Origin of the sequence: Secundilactobacillus yichangensis (genome assembly GCF_016861565.1) — a bacterium.
Lineage (GTDB): Bacteria > Bacillota > Bacilli > Lactobacillales > Lactobacillaceae > Secundilactobacillus > Secundilactobacillus yichangensis.
The window spans coordinates 49,328-69,203 of record NZ_BOLK01000012.1 but is presented as its reverse complement, the minus strand read 5'-3'; the positions used below and the strand labels follow the sequence as shown (position 1 = coordinate 69,203).

The window sequence follows — 19,876 nt, the reverse complement described above, 5'->3', positions numbered from 1 at the left end:
ATTCTATCTTCCCACAGATTATACCGGGAATCCCGGCGAAGTGCTAGTCTTTATCCTTGGGCTGATTAGCGTTGATCAAAATACACCACTTAAAGATGTTGACGAAAACAGCGTTGGCATCATTTTTACTAAACCAGCAAATTAGAATATTTCGGATAATACAAAAACGTTCTGGCATGATTGTCGGAACGCTTTTTAACCTACTTCATATTCAAATATAAATTCTTTGATTGATCACCATAACTATACAAGGCAACAGAAAGCCTTGTATTCCCAAGCCGTGATGTCTGATGCTTAGTATGAGCTAGCAATTGAAACCCTTCAGACTTACCTGGAGCCAGACCAGCTTCGCTAAACAGGACAGGACTCTTGCTAGTGCCTTTAGAGAAGTTAACGTCAAAGGTAGCTCGTGTGTACGACCTAGTTGCTCCTATTACTACACCCAAAATGTCGTTCTGGGTATATACTGGTGCAGTATCATCATCATCATAATCTGCGATATAATTCCGCCAATAAGCATTATCTGGTGAATTAGAATAGTTATATACCCGACCTGTTAGCTTAACCCAAGTCTGATAACGGGATACCTTTGGTGATACATGGAAAACGTAAGCATGGTAGAAAACAACCTTCCCAATTCTAGTCTCGGGAATGTAAGTGGTTTTCTTAGTTACAGGATCAACCCGAAAGGTAGTTGTATTGTAATAAGTCTTATTTAACGTGTATTTCTGGTAGCTAATTACTTTATGATGATAGGTTTTTGTCCCATTATTGCCAAAATACGTAAATGAACTGGCATGAGCATCAACTGTTGAAGCAGCTGCTAAACCAAGTGTCATTGCAAATGCAGCAACACAGATTTTTAACCATTTTTTCATGACGAACCCCCTTAAGTTTTATTCAATTTGAATTATAACATGTATGTATTAACTGAAAAGTAAATGTGATACTAATTTTAAAAAAAAAGAAAGACTGCAAAACTCGTCAGTAATGACGGATTCTGTAGTCTTTCCCAGGAAACTATATTAAATTACCAATTACCCTTATCAACAGTATAGACGTAATTGCCAGTCGTGTAATTAACATCACCCTTTTGATCATTAGCGTGAGTTGAGATTCCCAAATATAAGGTATCCTTCACCTGAATACCTTCTGTTTCTTGGTTTGGACCCCAGTCACCAGTAAAGTAAACTGCTCGGAAGTTTGTACTCTTCCATGCTACCTTAGTAACTGATGGTGCCTCCCCGATAGCACCTCCACTAAAGTAGACTGCTAAGCCATCAGAGAAATCCATACCTTGAACGGATCCATTACCCACTTGGCTATAAATGTTATAGTCCATAGGCCAAGTATCAATTGCCTGATCCGTCATTGCTGAGGAATCACATCGTAATGATGTTGCACCGCTAGCCACACTAGCGTCTAGTGCATTGTTGACACCTTCAAGATTATAGTAAGTCAACTGTGCATGGTGATCTCCGGCACGAATGCCCAAAATAAGTAGATACTGACGGGAAGTGGAAATGGCTGCTTCAACACGTTCCATGTTTCCAAGGTCTGTCCCGGACTTATTGGCATGATCTAGCCATGATAAATGAGCAAGTGAAGCGGGATCAACGGGACCCGCTTGGAACTGAACCCGCGCAAGCTGAGTAGCCCATTCTGTACCACCAGTATCCTTAGGATAAGTTGCTATTAAGAAATAGTCCTTACCATCATGTTGGTACCAGTCTAACGTTTGTGCGTGACCAGTATTAGCCAAAGTCATTGTTTCACCTTGCGAAAAATCAACAGTGGTTTGGCCTGGTACAATACTTCCTCGAGAAATATAAGTATTATTGCCAAACTTTTGTAAGCAATAAATGTTATCCGTACCCACATAGGTCTTTTGAACAACATTTTGATGCCCTGTAGAATCATTCGGTAAATTAATTAATGTATATGCTTTTGTAGCTGTTGCCATAATTTTAACCTCTTTAATATTATTTTTTTGGAATTCCGGAATTCCATGTCATCGCGATTACAGTGACTATACTAGAGGGTTCTTCGTTGCCCGTGTCCCGAATTCGTTGCAATCTTTAGACACGAAAAAAGCCACCAGGACTCGGTGACTTTTACTATAAAATACCGGCAAAATCATAATTAAAATCCGTTTTCAACTGATACCCGTTATTGGTATATTGCCAAGCCTGGGCATTATCCACTCCGGGCTGATTGACGCCGTAAGAAGCACCCCAGATAGCTGGCTGATATTTTAATTGCTCCCTTTTGATTCGCTGGCTGTTGAACCAGCTGGCTGAGGCGTAAACGACCAAGTAATGAAACCCCTGCTGATACACGTAGTCTAAAAATAGATTGATATCAGTGGTCACATCGTACTGTAAAGACTGATCCTCAACATCAATGGCACACACAGTATCCCTGTTTAGACCAAGCTTAATGATGTTTTTGACGAACCATTTAGCTTCATTTACTGGGTCGTTCATTCCGTAGCGCTGACTGTTACCTCTGAAATAGTGATAGACACCAATCGACTTGAAAAATTCAAAGCCGTTCAACAGCTGCATACCAGCCTTAGGATTCACGTAATGCGAACCGTTTTCAGATCCTTCAGTGAGCATAACGAATAGCCCCGTTGCATGGTTGTGTAGCTTTCGCATGTAGTCTAAAGTATCTGGCTGAAACGAACTGATATCGGCAAATTCAGTTGTCATTTCATTGACCCCCATTCGTTAATAGATTTGGATCAGCTGCAGTTTCATGATTATCACCCAAAGTGACGTGTTTGTATTCCTGATAAGCTAATTCAACCTTATCGGCCACAACGTCTTTAGAGATATTCCCAGCTGTTTTTGCCATATGCTGCAATACATAGTCTACTGCTTGGACCTTTCGTTCACTTTTAGACAGTGCGGCATAATTTGCCATCGCAGCCACAGCTGAATAAGCTAGATTATCTGCAATCTGTAAGCACTGCTGAACTTGACGGTTCTTTTCGGTAGCCACTTTTTCGGCAATAAAGGGATGCAATAACTTATAGATTGCTGGAATAGTGGTGCAAATCAAAGTTACAATTGACGCAAAATCTAACGTTCCCGTTGTCATGTTAAAGACCTCCTTTCATCAATAGCCCAGTTCTTGCTTCAAAAATTCAAAGAAAGCTGCTCGCTTACGACTAACATTGGACTTACTCATATTTAAAATCATTCCTATACCTTCCAGGGTCAGATTATTCTCATGATGAAAGTACAGTTGTTCGACAATAGTTCGTGTATCCGAATCGGAATGCTTTAAGCAAAAATTGATACACTCCTTATTGATTTCTAGTTGTGCCAAACAACGATCAGTGCCAATACTGTCATCAAATAACATGGTTCCTACCGCTAATTTAGAAAGCACGTGGCTATGCCCTCCGTAAGGATATGAACGCTCGGCCATTCTTACAGCCATATAACGATCAATCTTTGGATAATCCCTTAAAATACTTTCTAAATGCTGACGTTCGTAATCATCCATTTTAAATCACCTCATTATTATAGTTTGGAAAATTAAACAGCTTCCTTATTGATAAGAACTCAAAACCTATATTAATTAATTAGGAAAGCAATGCGTTCCACTTTTGTTGCGTGTTCGGATGATCTTTATTCATCTCCTATGAAATCTTGACATATTAACCGCAGTTATAAAGGGTTCAATTATTTGATGCGCTTTATATAAAGTGCTTCGGTGACCATTAAAGAACGTATGTTCGTATATTTTCAAGGCGTTTTAACTCAGGTGTCTAATTTTTTAGAAATTTAGTAAAAAATATCTGATTCCCATTAGACGCAGGGAATCAGATATCCAATAGATCACTTAAATCAAATAGATTTACACTACGTGATAAGTTTAAAGACGCAATTATAAGAGGACTACCTTCAAAATTCATTGTAGGAATGAAAAAGCCGCCAAATTTCGGCGACTTAAAAGTTGTGATGTTTTTGTACTTACTTCAGATTTAATTTTAATGTCTTAGTTTGCGCAGCTGCATCCGTCAAGTAAACATATACCGTTGTCTTTCCAAGCCGAGAAGTTGCGGTCTTTGTATGAGCAAGCAACTGGAACCCTTCAGATTTACCAGGTGCTAAACCTTCTTTGCTAAGTAAAATGGGACTTTTACTGGTACCTTTAGAGAAAGTAAAGTATGGAGACCTGTTAGCAGTAAGTACTTTTAAGATTGAATACTGGCTGTAACCAGTAAGTGAAGTGTTCCACGTACGCCAAAAAGCGTTGTGTGGTGAATTAGAATAATTATATACACGACCTGTCAATTTAACCCAAGTCCGGTAACGCGATACCTTTGATGATACGTGAAAAACGTACATGTGATAGAATACGACTTTTCCTGTTCTATATGCCGTGTCCGGTGTCATACCAGCTTCCAGTGTATTATAATCTGTCTTATTCAACGTATACTTCTGATAGCTAGTTACCTTATGATGATATGTCTTTGTCCCATTGTTGCCAAAATAAGTAAATGAACTGGCGTGAGCATCAACCGTTGAAGCAGTTACCAAGCCCAGTGTCAATGCAAACGCAATAACACAGATCTTCAACCATTTTTTCATTGTTTTTATCTCCCCTTTACTTGTTTGTTCAGTTTAAATTATAACATGGAAATATTAACAGAAGGTAAATGTAACACCAAAGTTTAAAAAAGAAAGACTGCAAAGTCCTTCAGTAATGGAGAATTCTGTAGCCTCTCTAATGGAACTATTTTAAATTAGATTACCAGTTACCTTTATCGACAGTGTAAACATAATTACCAGTCGTGTAGTTACCACTACCAGTATCATTATTCAAATGAGTCGAAATTCCTAAATATAAGGTATCCTTTACTTGAATACCTTCAGTTTCATGATAGGCCCCCCAGTCGCCGCTAAAGGAAACTGGTCGGAAGTTCGTACTCTTCCATGCCACTTTGACAACTGTCGGTGTTTGCCCTAATCCGCCACTACTAAAGTAGACAGCTTGACCATCTGAGAAATCCATACCTTGAACTGAATTGTTTACTTGCATTAGACCGTAGATGCTAGAAGATGTCTGCCAAGTATCAATTGCCTGTGCAGTAATTCGAGCATCGTTACACTGTACAGCATAAGCACCACTGGCCTCCACGCTGTCCAATACATTATTAAGCCCTTCTAGATTATAATAAGTGAGTTGCGCATGGTGGTCACCAGTCCGAATCCCCATGATCAATAAATATTCACGAGAAGTAGAGATGGCCGCTTCAACACGTAACAATGTTTCGAAGTCACTACCAGTAGTATTAGCATGATCGAGCCATGATAAGCCAGTAAGTGTAGCAGGATCAATAGTACGACCGGATTGGAACTGAACCCGCGCAAGCTGAGTAGCCCATTCTTGGGTCGTTTCATTTGCTTTGGGATAAGTTGCGACTAAGAAATAGTCCTTACCATCATGTTGGTACCAGTCTAACGTTTGTGCGTGACCGGTATTCGTTAAAACCATTGTCTCACCTTGCGAAAAGTCAACCGTGGTTTGACCACCGGCAATACTTGCTTTAGAAATGTAGGTATCGGTACCAAATTGCTGTAAGCAATAAATGTTATTTGTACCCACATACGTCTTTTGAACAACACTTTGATGTCCTGAAGAATTAATCGGTAAATTAATTAATGTATATGCTTTTGTAGCTGTTGCCATAATTTTAACCTCTTTAATATTATTTTGGAATTCCGGAATTCCATGTCATCGCGATTACAATGACCATTCTATTAAAGATTCTGATGTCTGCGTTGCAGGTTTGTTGCAACCTGAAATCGTCAAACGCATACAATTAGTCGAACACCAGCTTTAGGCATGAAATATTGTATTCAATCATTAACAGTGCTAACGTCAAACTAAATGAAAATAGCGAGGTGGTCAAATATGGACACAGTTACTTACAGTGATTTCCGACGCAACCTAAAAGCCTACATACAAAAGGTTAACGACGACTCTGATAGTTTGATTGTGACGTCAAAGAAACCTCATAATTCCGTAGTGATCATGAATAAACATGACTACGATGCCATGCAGGAAACCATGTACATCCTCAGTAACCCTGAATTGATGAACCGTATTCGTGAGGGTGATGAACAGTTTGCCACTGACAATGGGCACAGTCATATATGACTAAATGATATCCTCTAAATAAATTACGGTCTTATAATATACAAAAAAACGTCCTCAGCATGATGTGCTGAGGACGTTATAATCTTTATAACTCACCGTTTTCCGTCCATTCATATTGAACGTTGTCGGGATCTTTTTCAGGATCATAATCAACATCTAGGTCGTAGCCCTTAAAGAACCAGAGGTCGTCTTCTTCGATATAGAAAGTGACCCCATCTTTTTCGACTTTTACGCCGAAGTTATGGGGTTGCAGTTCCCTGGCTAAGGCAATCGAAAAGCCGTGGTGCACTTTGGTGCGGCCATATAATTTACCGTAAAAACGAATGGCTGCGCTTTGATCCGGGCCAACGTTCATTTCATCTTCAAACCACTTCACAGCGGCGTCGGTAATTTGTAATTTCATAAAGATATCCTCCTTGGATAACCCGTTAAAATGCAAGTTCAGTACGTGTTCCTCACACGTCAAGGTTAATATACCATATCCGCTGATGAGAGTTAAAAAATATACTTGTGTTTTATTTAATTTGTGTACAATTTATATATTCAATAACCTCTAGGCCACTGGTACCAAGTGAATGTGGGCGTGAAAGACTTTCTGAAAGGCTGCTTTACCGACATGGCTGAAGACTTGATACCCACGCGGATGATACTGTTTATCCAAGTAAGCTTTCACCTGATCCATTAGGTCCAGCATGGCGATCTGCACGTCTCTGGGAGCGTCAAAGAAAGTCACGTAATGTTCTTTGGGCACAATCAAGAAGTGTCCCGGTGCTACGGGATGAATATCGAAAAAGCCCTTGGCCAAGTCGTTCTCTAAAACGGCCGGCTTATTGCAGAATACGCATTGATCATCAATCATTTAAGTCCCTCATTTCATCTCTGAATTATTCACCTTCTATTGTAACACCATGGTTTTCCCTAATACTCCCGAGGTATATTATTTGTAAAAGCGTTTTCATTAACGTACACTCTAAGAGTGTTTTACTTTAAATTCTTTAGGAGGCTTATCAATTATGACAAAAGTTGCAATGATTACAGGTGCTGCACAGGGGATTGGTGCAGAGGTTAGTTTACACTTAGCAAAGGCCGGCTTCGATATTGCGGTGGCCGATCTGCCAGCACAAGAAGCAAAAGCCAAAACCGTTATTTCAAACGTGGAAGCTGCTGGTCAAAAAGCCGTTTTCATTCCGGTCGACGTCACGGATCAGGCGGCGGTATCCAAGGCCGTGGATCAAGCAGCCGACCAGTTGAATGGCTTTGATGTCATGGTTAATAACGCTGGTGTGGCTAAAGTTGATAAGTTTGAAGACATCAAACCAGCTGACCTGGAATTCAGCTACAAGATCAACGTTTTCGGCGTGATCTATGGGATTCAGGCAGCTGCCAAGAAGTTTAAAGCATTAAACGTACCGGGCCGGATCATCAACGCTTCATCCATTGCCGGTATGCACGCCTTCCCTGTTTGGGCAACTTATTCGTCAACCAAGGCAGCCGTTATCAGCATCACTCAAGCCGCGGCTTTGGAATTCGCACCCGCCCACATTAATGTGAACGCCTACGCACCAGGTGTGGTTGGCACCACTGGCATGTGGGATGAAATCGATGCTAAAATGTCAGAGATCAACGGCAAACCGTTGGGTCAAAACAAGAAAGACTACGTTGGTACCATTCCGCTAGGCCGCACGGTTGAACCAAACGACATTGCCAACATGGTAGCTTTCTTAGCCAGTCCAGAAGCTGAGTTCATCACTGGCCAAACATACGCTGTTGATGGCGGTGGCCTGCTTTAGAATTATTTGTCAAATAAGCGATTAAAAAGGAAGCGTACTGAGAAATCATTTCTCGGTACGCTTCTTTAGATTCTGCTGATAAATCAGCCATTCATTTTAACATTAGTAAGCAACGACTCTGTATGTGGCACGTACATTAACGGTAGCACCGTTATCGCTAGTAGTCGTTGGGGTGGCAGATGCACTGACGAACTGGTAGCTAGAACCAGAGTTGCTGATCAGATTGGTCAAGTTAGCGTCTTGGATGATGTTTTGAACATCTTGAGCGGAAATCGTGTCACCAGCCTTAACCTGGAAGGCAGCCTTAGCACCCGAAGCGTCCAGCAGAGTTTGGTCAGCACTCTTCAAAGTGATTGCGTTACCCTGTTGGTCAACCAAGTTAACCTTGATAGCCTTAGTGGTGTCAGTGGCAGCAGCCTTAACGTAGTAAACCAGGGTGTCACCATTCTTAGCAACTGCGGCGTTGTCCTTGTTTGCTAAGGAAGCAGAACCGCCGTTGTTATTGTCGTAAGGAACGTAGCCTGAAGGCACGCCGTTGACGATGCTGTTCAAGTTAGCAGTAGTCGTAACGTTGGTGTAGGTCGCACTCTTGTCGAATGGTACAGAACCAGTGCCGACTTCTTTGCCAGTATCCTTATCAACGTAGCTGATCTTTACTTGGTTACCTTCTGGTGCTTTGATACCTAAGTTATAGATCCAACCAGTGATGGATGGGTTCTGTTCATCCTTAACCTGGTAGTATACCCAGCCTTCACGGGTCTTAGTTTCAGCGCCCGTAATGGTGAAGGTGTCTGTCGTATTGAACCCGGTGATCTTGTGAGCCTTGTATTGAGCGTACTTTGGATTATTCCAAAGGGTCCAATATGATGGCCGAGTCATGGTGTAACCCGTTGTTACGGCAGGCATTGAGGCTGAACTGGTCGTTTGAGTGGAAGCAAGTCCGCCACCAAACTGAGTCTTATCTTTACCACCATAAATCCAGCCACGGTATCTACCGTCAAATGAAACGACCTTGTAGTAAACTGAGCCACGGTTAGTTGTGGCAATCGAATAAGCACGGAAGTAATCATTTGACCTTGAAGAATTACCTAATCTGCCCATGGTTGAAGTTGACGCAACAACCCGTGCACCAGCAGCGGTCCCAGCTTTGGTATACAAGGCATGAGTCCCGTTTGGCACAACGTTACGGGTTTCAGGTGCCGTAGTAAGAGACGAAGAGCTAGTAATATAAGCGTATGATTTAGCACTAGCAGTTGTAGTAGCTAAGCCGGCTGCGCCAAGCATTGAAACAGCGGCTAAACCAACGTACAAAGACTTTTTCAAACTAGATTTCATCGCAATACACTCCTTTATGATTGAATCGATTCCTACTGCTAATCCCCTGATTAGCTACCTTTATTCTACCATGTAAACCGCTTTCATAAGTTAAGTTATTGTTAAGTATTGCTAAAGGCGTCAACAGTCTGAAACCTGATTGCAACACGGTTTTACCGTTGTAAATAATGCTGCTTTAGCTGGGCAATATTGGCCTTTGATAACCCCAGTCCCTTAGTCAAATAACCCTGGATTGACCCATATTTTTTATCCGCAGCGTGATAGGCAGCATCCAGATAACTGCGCTTAACGATCAACGTGGCTTTCTTTTGGGCAATGGCCTGCTTTGAAGCACCTTGATGTTTTAGAGCTGAAAGCTGCTGATTAATTGATGATTTGTTGTACGTGTTCGACGCTAAATAATCCTGATAGATCGTCTTTTGGGGAACACCCAGCGCAGTCAGCACCAGCGCTGTGCCAAATCCCGTTCGGTCCTTACCCTCGCTGCAGTGCCACAAAATAGCCCGATTGCCCGGTGCCTTTAGCAGTTGAAGAAATAACTGCCGGTAAGCGTGTCGGGCTTGAGCCGTGGTCACAAACGACTGATACATCTTCACCATTGATTTTGTGCCGCTGACTGCTGCCACTCGGTTAACGCTGGCCATGGTTTTGTCAGAAACCACCGGCTCCTTTAAAAGCCGCACACCTGGAATCTTAGCGTCCGGTGTTCGCGCTATAACGGCTGGCGTCCGCAGATCAACAACCTTTTGAAGGTGATAGCGGTGTACCAGTAACTGCTTATCCTTATGGGTCAAACCTGCTAATTTGGCTGAACGCAGCAGTAATCGCGGTTTGACCTTCTGTTTAGTTGAAGTCTGATAGCCGCCAAGGTCACGGACGTTATGAGCGCCCTGCAATTTGACCTGATGGCTGGCCTGCGCGGTTTCTACCTGTGAAAAGGGCTGCGGAGTGGGTATCCCCATGCCAAGTGCTAAGCCAAGCACAGCCAGTAGCCCGATCATTAATTTTTTGATACTTCTCATGATTTACCCCTGTATTTTCAATAATGCCTTCCTGTAGAATAATCTGTTTTCATATGATATTATGCCACTCTTTGGGTGGTGCATTCATCTTTAAAGCTCTCAACTATTTTCCTCTCCATTGCTAAATCACAGCATCCGTCTGAGAATTCTCATACCACTGAACCGTTAGTTAGTGTAAAATTGAAGAGACATAAAATTTTTAATAAGGGATGTTTTACATATGAATCGTCAACGCGCGTTTTGGCTAATGTTTCTGGTCACCGCTTCATGGGGCGCATCCTATATGTGGATGAAAATTGCGCTCATCAGTGTCGCACCACTATTCCTAGTTGGTTTACGTTTCACAACGGCGTTCCTTGCAACTATTGTGGTGTTCGCCAGAGTACTGAAACGGCCAAATCGAGGAGAAATCCTGGCAAGTTTTATTTTGGGCACCCTTCTGTTTGGTATCTTTGCCTTTGTCATGGTAGGTCTGCAGCATACAGAAGCTTCAACTGCAGGATTCCTATTAAGCACGACTACCGTTTTTGTAGCCATTTTTGAATCGATTGTTGAGAAACGTTTGCCACGAGTCAGTACAGTGATCACTACCATCGTCGTGGTCGCTGGATTATACTTGCTGATTGCTAACGGTACCAGCCTTAAATTAAATCCTTACGCGCTGCTTTGTTTAGCTTGCGCGGCTATCTATGCAGTATACATTATGGCTTCAGATACTTTATCCAAAAAACACCTTGTCACTTTTAGTGTCAGCATTTGGCAGCTTGGCGTTGCTGGTGTCGAGGGACTTATATTTGGTGGTTTATTAGATGGCATAACGTTGCCTAAAAGTGCTTCACAATGGGGAGCCGTCTTAGCACTCGGTCTAATTTGCAGTGCCTTTGGCTTTGTGGCCCAAACACAGTCACAACAATACCTAACGCCAGATACCGTTGGCCTGATCTACTCATTGGAGCCAATCTTTTCAGCAATTTTTGCCTTTTTTACCTTAGGCGAAGTATTATCACTCCAACAGTATTTTGGTGCCGCCATCATCTTTTTTAGCGTGGTGGCCTCTGAAATTGTTAAAGCCCGTTCGCCGCAGTCAAATAGCTGATATAATCGCGTAAAAGTGCCAGTTCATTTTTGAACTGGCACTTTTATTCTCTAATTCTCCTTTAGTGCTTCCACCATATCCACGTGTTTGAGTTTCTGGTGCGTCACCCACATGACGATCAATGTAAAGGCCACCATTAACAGCGTGGCTACGACGTATCCCGGCCAGCGAATGATGACTGGGAACACGACCTGCGAGGTGGTTGCTTGATTCAAAATAAAGCTCAGTAACCCCCAACCGGCGCCGTAACCCAGGATGATACCGAAGACCGTCAGCAAAATATTCTCCCGTGACACGTACATGGTGACTTCATTATCAAAGAAACCCAGTACCTTCACGGTGGACAGTTCACGAATTCGCTCCGAAATGTTGATGTTTGTCAGATTGTAAAGGACGACGAATGACAGAACACCCGATAGCAAGATCATAATCAAAACAATCACGTTCATGGAACTGCTCATGGTTTTGATGGTGGTTTTTTGGTCTGACGCGAAGCTGGTGCCAAGCGCCCCACCGTGTTTCAGCAATTGCCGCGCCAGCTGGTTTTGCTGCTGGCTAGACTGACCGGTTAACTTGACGAACAGCGTGTTCACTGCCGGTTTCTGATTAAACGCGTTGCGATAGGCCGCCGGACTCATGTACGCGAATACTCCCATATAATTAGGTGTCACTGCCGTTACCTTTAAATTGGCATGCTGCCCATTTGAGGCGGTGAAGCTTACCTTATCACCTGCTTTGACACCTAACTGGGAAGCAATTTTCTTGCAGATCACCACCCCGTTTGGATCCAGGGAACGACTCAGCGTAACGTATTTTTTGAACTGGCGCTGATTCTTTGGTGTCACCAGATTAACGTCGCCGATTTGATCAGCATTAGCTTTCACCTTACCAGTGGTTAAATTGACCTTGCTGGCGCCACGATAATGGTCTGATTGATTCAGTACCTGCATTGCCTTTTGACTCTGATCATCATGAGCCAGCGACACGGTAGCTGAATAGTGGAAAATCTGGCCATACTGCTGCGTTGCAGTGGAACTGATCGAGTCGTTCAGACCAAATCCGGTCAAAATCAGCGCGGTTCCGCCAGCAATCCCAATAATCGTCATCCACATTCGGCTTTTATACCGGAACAGATTCCGGTAAGACACCTTTTGATTAAAGCTCAACCGGCGCCACAACGGTGTAATCCGTTCCATTAAAATGCGTTTTGCGGACTTCGGTGCCCGTGGCCGCATTAAGTCGGCGGGCTTTTCAGCTAACTCGCGCCGCACTACAATCACCGCAGCACCCACCGTGGCTAACAGTGAAAAGGCCACTGCCAGTGCGATAACCGCCCACATCACCGGCACCGAGGTGGTTAACGGAATGGTCATGTGATACATCGAGATCACTAACCGTGGCAACGTAAGGTTACCAATAGCACTACCCAAGACGGCACCAATCAAGCCTGCCATTAAAGCATAGCTCAAATAGTTACGGGCAATTGTCCACTTAGTATACCCCAGTGCTTTGAATGTTCCGATTTGCCGCCGGGCTTCCTCCACCATCCGGGTAATCGTGGTAAACGTGATCAGCGCTGCAATGAGGAAGAAGAAGACCGGAAAGACGTTGGCAATGGCGGCGATACGATTTGAAGTATCACCAAACGAAGTAAAACCAGGTAAATCTTCACGGGTTTGCCAGGTATAGGTCGTATGGGCCTTGGCAGCAGCTTGTTGCAACGCTGCGTTAAGCTCGGCTTGATTCTTAGTTAGCATTTTTTGTTGCTGTTGAAGTGCCTTTGAATTTCCAGTAGTTTGCTTCATCAGTGTTAACTGTTTAGCTGCCTGTGTTAATCTTTGCTGCCGCGGTGCAAAGGCCCGCTTCACGTTGGCTGATAGTTGCTGATTGCGTTCTTTTGCTCGCGGCTTAAAGGCTGCCTTCAGTGCCCGCACTTTCTTAGCCACCGCAGTCTGATAGTCATGGTTAAACGAATTCATCCCCTGCAATGATTTAAACTGAACGGATAGCATGGTCGACGTGGGGAGATTCAGCTGTTGTGGTTGAAGGTACGCGAAATAGCGCACCGTTCCGTCACCAACGTTAGCTGAGCCACGGGTGCTGTAGTCAATGTAGCGCGGTGAGTCAGCGAAACCGACGATTTGATAAGTTCGTTGTTTAAGATTTGCCTGCTTATTAAACCGGTACGTATCGCCTAGTCGATAACCATAGTCTTGCTTGGCCCGTTCATCCAGCACGATTTGATCCGCACCATGAGGTAAATGACCGCTGCGCAACTTCAGCTGATTCTGCTTGGCACTGGGCTGATAGCCATAAAGCGCCACCACATCTTCATTCTTGCCGCCGGTAACGTATTTAAATTTACTGATTTCCGCCCGTGCGCCGTTTACCTTCTCGGCCGTTTTAACGTCTTTTTGGGTAAAACCGGTTGTGGAAAATAATTGAACATCGCTTAAATGCTGCGTCTTCACCGTGGTATCCAAGGAGTCATTCAGACTGGGCCCAGCGGCTTTGACCCCCACGAAGATCAGCGAACCTAGCAGAATGATCAGAATAATCGCGATAAACCGCCCCTTATTGGCAGCAATCTCCCGCCACATATTTTTCGTCATTGGCTTCATGTCGATCACCACTCAATCTGCTGAACGGGAACTGGTGTCGGATTATCTTCTACGGAGCGCACCTGGGCATCATTGATGTGAATCACCCGGTCAGCCATTTTCGCAATCGCCGCGTTATGGGTAATGATGACCACGGTTTTGTCGTTGCGCTGACTGGCCGTTTGAAGCAGACTCAAAACTTGCTTACCGGTCTGATAATCCAACGCGCCAGTGGGCTCATCGCACAATAACAATTTGGGATTCTTAGCCAGCGCCCGGGCGATGGCCACTCGCTGCTGCTCCCCACCGGAGAGTTGAGAAGGAAAGTTATCTAGCCGATTACCCAGTCCCACTTCGCGAAGCGTTTCTTCCGCATCCAAAGCGTCATCCACGATTGAGTTAGCCAGCTCCACGTTTTCTCTAGTCGTGAGGTTCGGAATCAGGTTATAGAATTGAAAAACAAACCCAACATCGCTGCGGCGGTATGCCGTTAATTGACGATCATTAAACTTGGCAATATCAATTCCGTCAATCAAAACGGCACCACTAGTGGGCGTATCCATACCGCCTAAAATATTCAGAACCGTTGATTTACCAGCACCGCTGGGTCCTAAGATCACCGTTAACTGCCCTTGCTCACAGGTAAAGTTCAATTGGTTATTGGCAATAATTTTAGTTTCACCCATTTGATAGATTTTCGATTCATTTTGTACTTCAATGTAACTCATACGCAGCCACCCCATTTGGTTCTTCTACTATTGAGTATCCCTTGACTAGAGTAGAAATTCAAGTTGGATTTTTACGCAAAAAAACACCGACCCATTTCTGAGTCGGTGCTTTTTAAATGTTCATTCAGCCGTTCAAGAAATTACTTCTTTAATGGAGTCCATTCCCACTTAGTGAATTCTTCAATGTCGCGACCTTCGTCACGAGTAACCTTGAAGTGTTTTGCTAAGATGTCATCCATCTTCTTGTCAAAAGCTTTACCGGCAGCTTCGTCGATAACACCCTTTTCAATCAATGTGTTAACAGCATCTTTAGATTGGTTGAAACGATCAAGCTTAGAGTATACACGCATGTCGTAAGCAGTGGTGATATCACCATCTTCACGGTAACCATGGACGTGTGCACCAGCATGTTGACGTTCGTAGAAGATTGATTCAATCAAGTCTTCGTAACCGTGGAAGCCAAAGAGTACTGGAGTTCCTGATTGACCGAAGAGTGATTTAAACTTGTCATCTGACAATGAACGTTCTGCGTTCAGAGGGCCATTCTTCTTTTGAAGACGTCCGAGTTCAACAACGTTGACATAACGCATCTTAACTGATGGGAATGCATCGTTGATCATATCAATAGCAGCTAAGGTTTCGATAGTTGGTTCAACACCGGCTGAAGCAAAGACGATATCAGCATCTTCACCTTCAGCAACAGTTGAAGCCCAATCAATAGCCTTGATACCTTCAGTAGCTAATTCTTCAGCTTCATCGATTGAGAACCATTGTTGACGAGGTTGCTTAGAAGCAACGATGTGGTTAACCTTTTGACGGTCACGGAAGGCACGGTCAAAGACAGCTAACAACGTGTTACCATCGGCTGGAAGATATTGACGGATAAAGTCAGACTTCTTTTCAGCCAAGTGGGTAAGCATACCTGGGTCTTGGTGGGTGTAACCGTTGTGGTCTTGTTGGAATACAGTTGAAGTTGAAATCAAGTTCAATGATGGGTAATCATTGCGCCATGGTTCAGCAGCAGCCTGACGGATCCACTTGAAGTGTTGAGTCGTCATTGAGTCAACAACCCGCAAGAATGATTCGTATGAAGCAAAGATTCCTTGACGACCAGTCAGAGTGTAGCCTTCAAGCCAACCTTCAGCTTGGTGTTCTGACAATTGAGCATCTAAGATACGGCCTTCTGGGGCTTCGTATTGGTCATTAGGTTCCTTGACCTTGCTCATCCATTGACGGTTAGTCATCTTGAACATATCCCAGAGACGGTTTGACATGGTTTCGTCAGGGCCGAATACACGGAATGATGTTGGGTTCTTAGTAGCAACGCCAGCAAAGAATGAAGAAAGAACATTCATATCCATGTTACGGTTGCCATCTGGTAATAAAGTACCACGGTTGTCAGCGTTGATGTCGTTGGCTAAGCTCTTCCAGTCAGGTAAGTCAAGCATAGCAGGCTTTTCGCCACGACGACGGCCACCGTTAGTTACGGGGTTGGCTGCCATCCGCTTGTCACCCTTAGGTGCAAAGTCAGCAACTTCGGCTTTCAATGAACCATCAGTGTTAAATAATTCTTCTGGCTTGTATGAGTTCATCCAAGCTTCGAATTCTGGTAGTTCAGCAAGGTTCTTTTGGCTCAAGCCAAGCGGAACTTGGTGAGCACGGAATGAGTTTTCAATTGGTTCGCCAGCTGGGTTCTTCTTAGGACCGCCCCAACCTTTAGGCAAACGTGCGATAACAACAGGCCAAGCTGGAATGGTACCATCTTCGTACTTGCCGTTTTCGCGAGCATCTTTTTGGATTTGTTGGATATCAGCAATTGCTTGATCAAATAACTTAGCAGCTTTTTCGTGGTAAGTCATGTAATCGTGGATATCATCGTTTTCAAGGAAACGAGGTGACCAGCCAAGACCTTCGAAGAACTTAGCGATGTTTTCGTCGCTCATCCGACTGAAGAGAGTTGGGTTGGAAATCTTGAAGCCGTTTAAGTCAAGAATTGGTAAAACGGCACCGTCGTTCTTAGGGTTGATGAACTTGATTGAGTTCCAAGCAGTCATAGCAGGACCGGTTTCAACTTCACCATCACCAACAACAGTAAAGGCGATTTGATCTGGGTTATCCAGAATAGCACCAGTTGCGTGTGAAAGTGAGTAACCAAGTTCGCCACCTTCATGAAGTGAGCCAGGAGTTTGAGCAGTCATGTGGGAACCAATTCCACCAGGGAATGAGAACCGCTTGTAAAGACGTGACATACCTTCAAGATCCTGTGTGATTTCAGGGTAGGCGTCGGTGTAAGTACCGTCCAAGTATGAGTTAGTAACCATAACTTGGCCACCATGACCGGGACCACCAATATAGAACATGTTCAAACCGTACTTGTTGATCAAACGGTTGGCATGGGCATACAGGAACGTTTGTCCTGAAATAGTACCCCAGTGACCAATTGGCTTAACTTTTACGTCGTCCGCTTGGATTGGTGTGTTAGTAACTGAGAACAATGGGTTGTTCTTCAGGAAGATCATACCACCTGAAAGATACGTTGTGGCACGCCACCAGGCGTCAACTTTTTCCAAGTATGACTTGGAATCATAATCTACTGCCATGAAATTATACACTCCTTCATTTAAATAGCTTTACTTCTGACAATTAACGAAAAATCGTTATGGTCCATTTGCTTTATTAATAATACCAATTATTCTAAAAAAGTCAACAACTTTTTAAATTGATACGGTCCAATTATAAAAAATGCAACGAAACTCGCATTTTCATACTTCGTAAAGTTTTGAAACCGACCCGATTTAACGTGCTTAAATCATACTATGAATGGGAGGAATGTGGTAGTTAATTTTCAATTAATTCATGAATTTCTTTCGTCGTTAAATTTTCGTCATTCTTTTCCATTCAGCAACTGATTCAGCCGACGAACCTTCGCTTTAGCAATCTGCATAGAAATGAACCACATAATGATGTAAATAATGACAAATTCCAGCGTATATGAAAGGAAGTAATGCTGTACCGGAAACCAGTCAGCGATAATTGCCAGTGGTGTAAAACACGCATAGGTCACAAGAAAGTGAACGATCGTCTGATGGGTGATGCTCCACTGACTCCGTTCAAAAATTAAATAGCTGGTCACGTCAAAAACGATCCCCATCAAAGCCCATAAGCCTGCCGAGGCGATAGTCGCCATTAAATTATTGCTGAACCGAGCGACAAATTCTGGTGTTGACGGCATAAAGATTGCGGTTTGATTCAATACCGAAAAAAAGAGTGCCATCATAAAACCAACTGTGATACCGATCACGGCTCCGGAAATGGCATGTAAAATAACTTTCATTTTAAAAAGGCCTCCTTGATTTGCTTAACGTAACGCCTCGACGTATAGGTACTCGCTCCCGTCGTTAAATTAATCTGGTAACTGCCGCTGCTAGTCAACGAGAACGACTGAATAGCTGACTTGTTGACAATCTCAGCATTGGAAACGGAAATGAACGCTGAGTCTGAAAGCTGTGTTCTTAACTCATACATCCGCTGACGCACCCGGTAGGTACCCGCAGTGGTTTCGCAGACCACGTGCTTACCTTGCGTGTAAAACCGAATAATGCGATAAAACGGCACCACTATTCGCCGGTTATCCTGGTAGCCGATGACGGTCATCTTATTAACCAGCCGATCAATTTCAATTGATAGCTGAATTAATTCCTGACTCTCCTTTTGTGCGTTGATACTAATTGATGGTGTGACAAATTTCTTAGCTAGATTAAAGATGACATCCACTTTATCCCCCTCCTTTCAAAATCAGTCTATCCGCATTCTCATCTAATAGCTAGTTAGCCAGAATAACCGGTCTATTTTCCCCGATAAGTGGTCAAAAAAGGCCGTAAGCATTTGCCTACGACCTTTAAATTCAACTTTAGTTTAATAGTGATACGAACCGTCCGCTTTAACGGCAACGGTTTGCTGTCCCTTATGCAGATACGTTTTATGATGTGTCAGGATCATTGCTGATTTCAGTTTTGAACCCGTTACGCTCCATAGCAGAACCGATTGGCTCTTACCATTTACCTTGTGAGTAGTCTTGCGAAAATACATGTAGTCCGACTTGTTCCAGCCATGAATCGCCTGGTTTTTGTTTTTGGCAAGCTTTTCAGCAGTACCGATGTTAATTCGATACCAGCCGTGAACTTTACTGATTTTAGGCAGGTAGCCAAAGTTACCTGTCCCTGTAGGGAAGGAGTGCCAAGCAATTTTATGCGTCGACAATGTCACCTGTTGACCCGCAGCTGCTCCCCGATAGTGACCAGTTGTCCAATACCAGGTTCCCCGCACTGACTTAGCAGTCGTTCCATAGCTGCTGGCACTAGCACTGATCCCAGTCATGCCTAGGCTGGTGATCAGCACGCCACCAGCAATAATCCATTTTCTCATCAAAAATCACCTCATTTAAGAAGTAATATACCCCTTTGGTGACGCCGAGGCAAGCACGCTCAAATTAGCTAAAATTCGATTAATCATCGGTGTCAACCGCCAGTATTCGACCCGTTTGTGCGTTAAGCTTCACGCTGGTTTCCTGTCCTTGATGTCCAAACTGAATCTCCCAAATCGTTTGTTCGCTCTCTTTATCAATGGACGCTTCAGTTGCAGCCTGTCCCTTAGCCTTTGGCTGTGCTATTTTCACGACGCGGGATAAGCCAATCATATTGTTCAGATCCAGTGCGTCTTGCCGTTCTGCGCCATTCGCTTCATCCGCATCCAGCCGTTCGCTCTTTTTGACGAGAATCTTGCCACTATTAGCGTCTAATTTTAGAGTATGTTCACGGCTGTTATCTACACCTTCGATTTCATATTGATATTTTCCCAGTTCCCGCTCAACTGAAAGGTCTGTGATCTGCGAATTAGCATAAGTTTGCTGATACGTTTTGATTGCCGTCGCCACTGACACTTTAACTTGACTCACATCACTAACGGCCGATGACTGGCTGGCTGAGCTTGACTGGCTGTGGCTCACTGCACTAGAAGATGATGCGCTGCTTTGATCAGACTTTGACTGATTATTGGAACTGCAGCCAGCTAACATCAGCGATGCCAGTGCCGCAGCAAGGATAAATTGGGATTTCATTGATAACAT

At 43.7% G+C, this 19,876-nt stretch carries 21 protein-coding genes; 3 read left to right on the top strand and 18 right to left on the bottom strand.

All coding sequences use genetic code 11. The features are described 5' to 3' along the window. Nucleotides 1–200 precede the first annotated feature (200 nt). The 7 genes from JUE95_RS09780 to JUE95_RS09750 all read right to left on the bottom strand — a co-directional run bounded on the left by JUE95_RS09780 (nt 201) and on the right by JUE95_RS09750 (nt 5,709). Nucleotides 201–878 carry a hypothetical protein gene (locus JUE95_RS09780; protein ID WP_203651099.1) on the bottom strand — a complete coding sequence of 226 codons (678 nt, stop codon included), beginning with the start codon at nt 876–878 and terminating at the stop codon, nt 201–203. Nucleotides 879–1,030: 152 nt separating this feature from the next. Continuing rightward, the gene (locus tag JUE95_RS09775; protein WP_203651098.1) at nt 1,031–1,963 is read right to left on the bottom strand and encodes a helveticin J family class III bacteriocin; all 933 of its coding nucleotides are present in this window, start codon (nt 1,961–1,963) and stop codon (nt 1,031–1,033) included. Nucleotides 1,964–2,117: 154 nt separating this feature from the next. Next, nucleotides 2,118–2,714, bottom strand: a complete 597-nt coding sequence (locus JUE95_RS09770) for a GH25 family lysozyme (RefSeq protein WP_203651097.1) — start codon at nt 2,712–2,714, stop codon at nt 2,118–2,120. 1 nt (nt 2,715) lies between these two features. Beyond that, on the bottom strand, nt 2,716–3,105 hold the full coding sequence (locus tag JUE95_RS09765; RefSeq protein WP_203651096.1) for a hypothetical protein: 390 nt from the start codon (nt 3,103–3,105) through the stop codon (nt 2,716–2,718). Nucleotides 3,106–3,123: 18 nt separating this feature from the next. Further along, a complete protein-coding gene (locus JUE95_RS09760; protein WP_203651095.1) occupies nt 3,124–3,516 on the bottom strand; it encodes a hypothetical protein in 393 nt (130 codons plus the stop codon). 470 nt (nt 3,517–3,986) lie between these two features. After that, on the bottom strand, nt 3,987–4,607 hold the full coding sequence (locus JUE95_RS09755) for a hypothetical protein (RefSeq protein ID WP_203651093.1): 621 nt from the start codon (nt 4,605–4,607) through the stop codon (nt 3,987–3,989). A 160-nt stretch (nt 4,608–4,767) separates the two neighbouring features. Further along, nucleotides 4,768–5,709, bottom strand: a complete 942-nt coding sequence (locus JUE95_RS09750) for a helveticin J family class III bacteriocin (RefSeq protein WP_203651092.1) — start codon at nt 5,707–5,709, stop codon at nt 4,768–4,770. Nucleotides 5,710–5,934: 225 nt separating this feature from the next. Between JUE95_RS09750 and JUE95_RS09745 the strand changes: the two genes are divergently transcribed. Next, nucleotides 5,935–6,180 (top strand): type II toxin-antitoxin system Phd/YefM family antitoxin, encoded by a 246-nt coding sequence (locus tag JUE95_RS09745; RefSeq protein ID WP_203651091.1) that lies wholly within the window; start codon nt 5,935–5,937, stop codon nt 6,178–6,180. Between the two features lie 85 nt (nt 6,181–6,265). Here the strand turns inward: JUE95_RS09745 and JUE95_RS09740 are convergent, their stop codons facing one another. After that, on the bottom strand, nt 6,266–6,583 hold the full coding sequence (locus tag JUE95_RS09740) for a HesB/YadR/YfhF family protein (protein WP_203651090.1): 318 nt from the start codon (nt 6,581–6,583) through the stop codon (nt 6,266–6,268). 150 nt (nt 6,584–6,733) lie between these two features. Further along, nucleotides 6,734–7,039, bottom strand: coding sequence for an HIT family protein (locus JUE95_RS09735; protein ID WP_203651088.1), 306 nt, complete (start codon nt 7,037–7,039; stop codon nt 6,734–6,736). Between the two features lie 154 nt (nt 7,040–7,193). Here JUE95_RS09735 and JUE95_RS09730 point away from each other — a divergent pair, with 154 nt between their 5' ends. Then, nucleotides 7,194–7,970: an acetoin reductase gene (locus JUE95_RS09730; protein ID WP_235995427.1), complete on the top strand. Its 777-nt coding sequence runs from the start codon at nt 7,194–7,196 to the stop codon at nt 7,968–7,970. A 102-nt stretch (nt 7,971–8,072) separates the two neighbouring features. Here the strand turns inward: JUE95_RS09730 and JUE95_RS09725 are convergent, their stop codons facing one another. Beyond that, nucleotides 8,073–9,305, bottom strand: a complete 1,233-nt coding sequence (locus JUE95_RS09725; RefSeq protein WP_203651086.1) for an S-layer protein — start codon at nt 9,303–9,305, stop codon at nt 8,073–8,075. 152 nt (nt 9,306–9,457) lie between these two features. Continuing rightward, a complete protein-coding gene (locus tag JUE95_RS09720; RefSeq protein ID WP_203651084.1) occupies nt 9,458–10,327 on the bottom strand; it encodes a tyrosine-protein phosphatase in 870 nt (289 codons plus the stop codon). A gap of 220 nt (nt 10,328–10,547) precedes the next feature. On the opposite strand from JUE95_RS09720, the gene JUE95_RS09715 reads away from it, so the two are divergent. Next, on the top strand, nt 10,548–11,423 hold the full coding sequence (locus JUE95_RS09715) for a DMT family transporter (RefSeq protein ID WP_203651083.1): 876 nt from the start codon (nt 10,548–10,550) through the stop codon (nt 11,421–11,423). A 50-nt stretch (nt 11,424–11,473) separates the two neighbouring features. On the opposite strand, the gene JUE95_RS09710 is transcribed toward JUE95_RS09715, so the two are convergent. The 7 genes from JUE95_RS09710 to JUE95_RS09680 all read right to left on the bottom strand — a co-directional run bounded on the left by JUE95_RS09710 (nt 11,474) and on the right by JUE95_RS09680 (nt 19,867). Beyond that, entirely contained in the window at nt 11,474–14,044 is a 2,571-nt protein-coding gene (locus tag JUE95_RS09710) for an ABC transporter permease (RefSeq protein ID WP_203651082.1), read from the bottom strand. A gap of 5 nt (nt 14,045–14,049) precedes the next feature. Next, on the bottom strand, nt 14,050–14,751 hold the full coding sequence (locus JUE95_RS09705; protein ID WP_203651081.1) for an ABC transporter ATP-binding protein: 702 nt from the start codon (nt 14,749–14,751) through the stop codon (nt 14,050–14,052). A 140-nt stretch (nt 14,752–14,891) separates the two neighbouring features. Then, on the bottom strand, nt 14,892–17,351 hold the full coding sequence (locus tag JUE95_RS09700; RefSeq protein WP_203651080.1) for a phosphoketolase family protein: 2,460 nt from the start codon (nt 17,349–17,351) through the stop codon (nt 14,892–14,894). Nucleotides 17,352–17,635: 284 nt separating this feature from the next. After that, nucleotides 17,636–18,085: a DUF3021 domain-containing protein gene (locus JUE95_RS09695; RefSeq protein ID WP_203651079.1), complete on the bottom strand. Its 450-nt coding sequence runs from the start codon at nt 18,083–18,085 to the stop codon at nt 17,636–17,638. After that, nucleotides 18,082–18,525 carry a LytTR family DNA-binding domain-containing protein gene (locus JUE95_RS09690; RefSeq protein WP_235995418.1) on the bottom strand — a complete coding sequence of 148 codons (444 nt, stop codon included), beginning with the start codon at nt 18,523–18,525 and terminating at the stop codon, nt 18,082–18,084. The genes JUE95_RS09695 and JUE95_RS09690 overlap by 4 nt, the downstream gene beginning before the upstream one ends. Nucleotides 18,526–18,666: 141 nt before the next feature. Beyond that, nucleotides 18,667–19,176: a hypothetical protein gene (locus JUE95_RS09685; protein ID WP_203651078.1), complete on the bottom strand. Its 510-nt coding sequence runs from the start codon at nt 19,174–19,176 to the stop codon at nt 18,667–18,669. 79 nt (nt 19,177–19,255) lie between these two features. Further along, nucleotides 19,256–19,867, bottom strand: a complete 612-nt coding sequence (locus tag JUE95_RS09680) for a PepSY domain-containing protein (protein ID WP_203651076.1) — start codon at nt 19,865–19,867, stop codon at nt 19,256–19,258. Between the last annotated feature and the right edge of the window lie 9 nt (nt 19,868–19,876).

What these genes read in the sequence shown, in the direction of transcription:
- JUE95_RS09780 (WP_203651099.1), bottom strand. Translation starts at nt 878, where the DNA reads ATGAAAAAATGGTTAAAAATCTGTGTTGCTGCATTTGCAATGACACTT.
- JUE95_RS09775 (WP_203651098.1), bottom strand. Translation starts at nt 1,963, where the DNA reads ATGGCAACAGCTACAAAAGCATATACATTAATTAATTTACCGAATGAT.
- JUE95_RS09770 (WP_203651097.1), bottom strand. Translation starts at nt 2,714, where the DNA reads ATGACAACTGAATTTGCCGATATCAGTTCGTTTCAGCCAGATACTTTA.
- JUE95_RS09765 (WP_203651096.1), bottom strand. Translation starts at nt 3,105, where the DNA reads ATGACAACGGGAACGTTAGATTTTGCGTCAATTGTAACTTTGATTTGC.
- JUE95_RS09760 (WP_203651095.1), bottom strand. Translation starts at nt 3,516, where the DNA reads ATGGATGATTACGAACGTCAGCATTTAGAAAGTATTTTAAGGGATTAT.
- JUE95_RS09755 (WP_203651093.1), bottom strand. Translation starts at nt 4,607, where the DNA reads ATGAAAAAATGGTTGAAGATCTGTGTTATTGCGTTTGCATTGACACTG.
- JUE95_RS09750 (WP_203651092.1), bottom strand. Translation starts at nt 5,709, where the DNA reads ATGGCAACAGCTACAAAAGCATATACATTAATTAATTTACCGATTAAT.
- JUE95_RS09745 (WP_203651091.1), top strand. Translation starts at nt 5,935, where the DNA reads ATGGACACAGTTACTTACAGTGATTTCCGACGCAACCTAAAAGCCTAC.
- JUE95_RS09740 (WP_203651090.1), bottom strand. Translation starts at nt 6,583, where the DNA reads ATGAAATTACAAATTACCGACGCCGCTGTGAAGTGGTTTGAAGATGAA.
- JUE95_RS09735 (WP_203651088.1), bottom strand. Translation starts at nt 7,039, where the DNA reads ATGATTGATGATCAATGCGTATTCTGCAATAAGCCGGCCGTTTTAGAG.
- JUE95_RS09730 (WP_235995427.1), top strand. Translation starts at nt 7,194, where the DNA reads ATGACAAAAGTTGCAATGATTACAGGTGCTGCACAGGGGATTGGTGCA.
- JUE95_RS09725 (WP_203651086.1), bottom strand. Translation starts at nt 9,305, where the DNA reads ATGAAATCTAGTTTGAAAAAGTCTTTGTACGTTGGTTTAGCCGCTGTT.
- JUE95_RS09720 (WP_203651084.1), bottom strand. Translation starts at nt 10,327, where the DNA reads ATGAGAAGTATCAAAAAATTAATGATCGGGCTACTGGCTGTGCTTGGC.
- JUE95_RS09715 (WP_203651083.1), top strand. Translation starts at nt 10,548, where the DNA reads ATGAATCGTCAACGCGCGTTTTGGCTAATGTTTCTGGTCACCGCTTCA.
- JUE95_RS09710 (WP_203651082.1), bottom strand. Translation starts at nt 14,044, where the DNA reads ATGAAGCCAATGACGAAAAATATGTGGCGGGAGATTGCTGCCAATAAG.
- JUE95_RS09705 (WP_203651081.1), bottom strand. Translation starts at nt 14,751, where the DNA reads ATGAGTTACATTGAAGTACAAAATGAATCGAAAATCTATCAAATGGGT.
- JUE95_RS09700 (WP_203651080.1), bottom strand. Translation starts at nt 17,351, where the DNA reads ATGGCAGTAGATTATGATTCCAAGTCATACTTGGAAAAAGTTGACGCC.
- JUE95_RS09695 (WP_203651079.1), bottom strand. Translation starts at nt 18,085, where the DNA reads ATGAAAGTTATTTTACATGCCATTTCCGGAGCCGTGATCGGTATCACA.
- JUE95_RS09685 (WP_203651078.1), bottom strand. Translation starts at nt 19,176, where the DNA reads ATGAGAAAATGGATTATTGCTGGTGGCGTGCTGATCACCAGCCTAGGC.
- JUE95_RS09680 (WP_203651076.1), bottom strand. Translation starts at nt 19,867, where the DNA reads ATGAAATCCCAATTTATCCTTGCTGCGGCACTGGCATCGCTGATGTTA.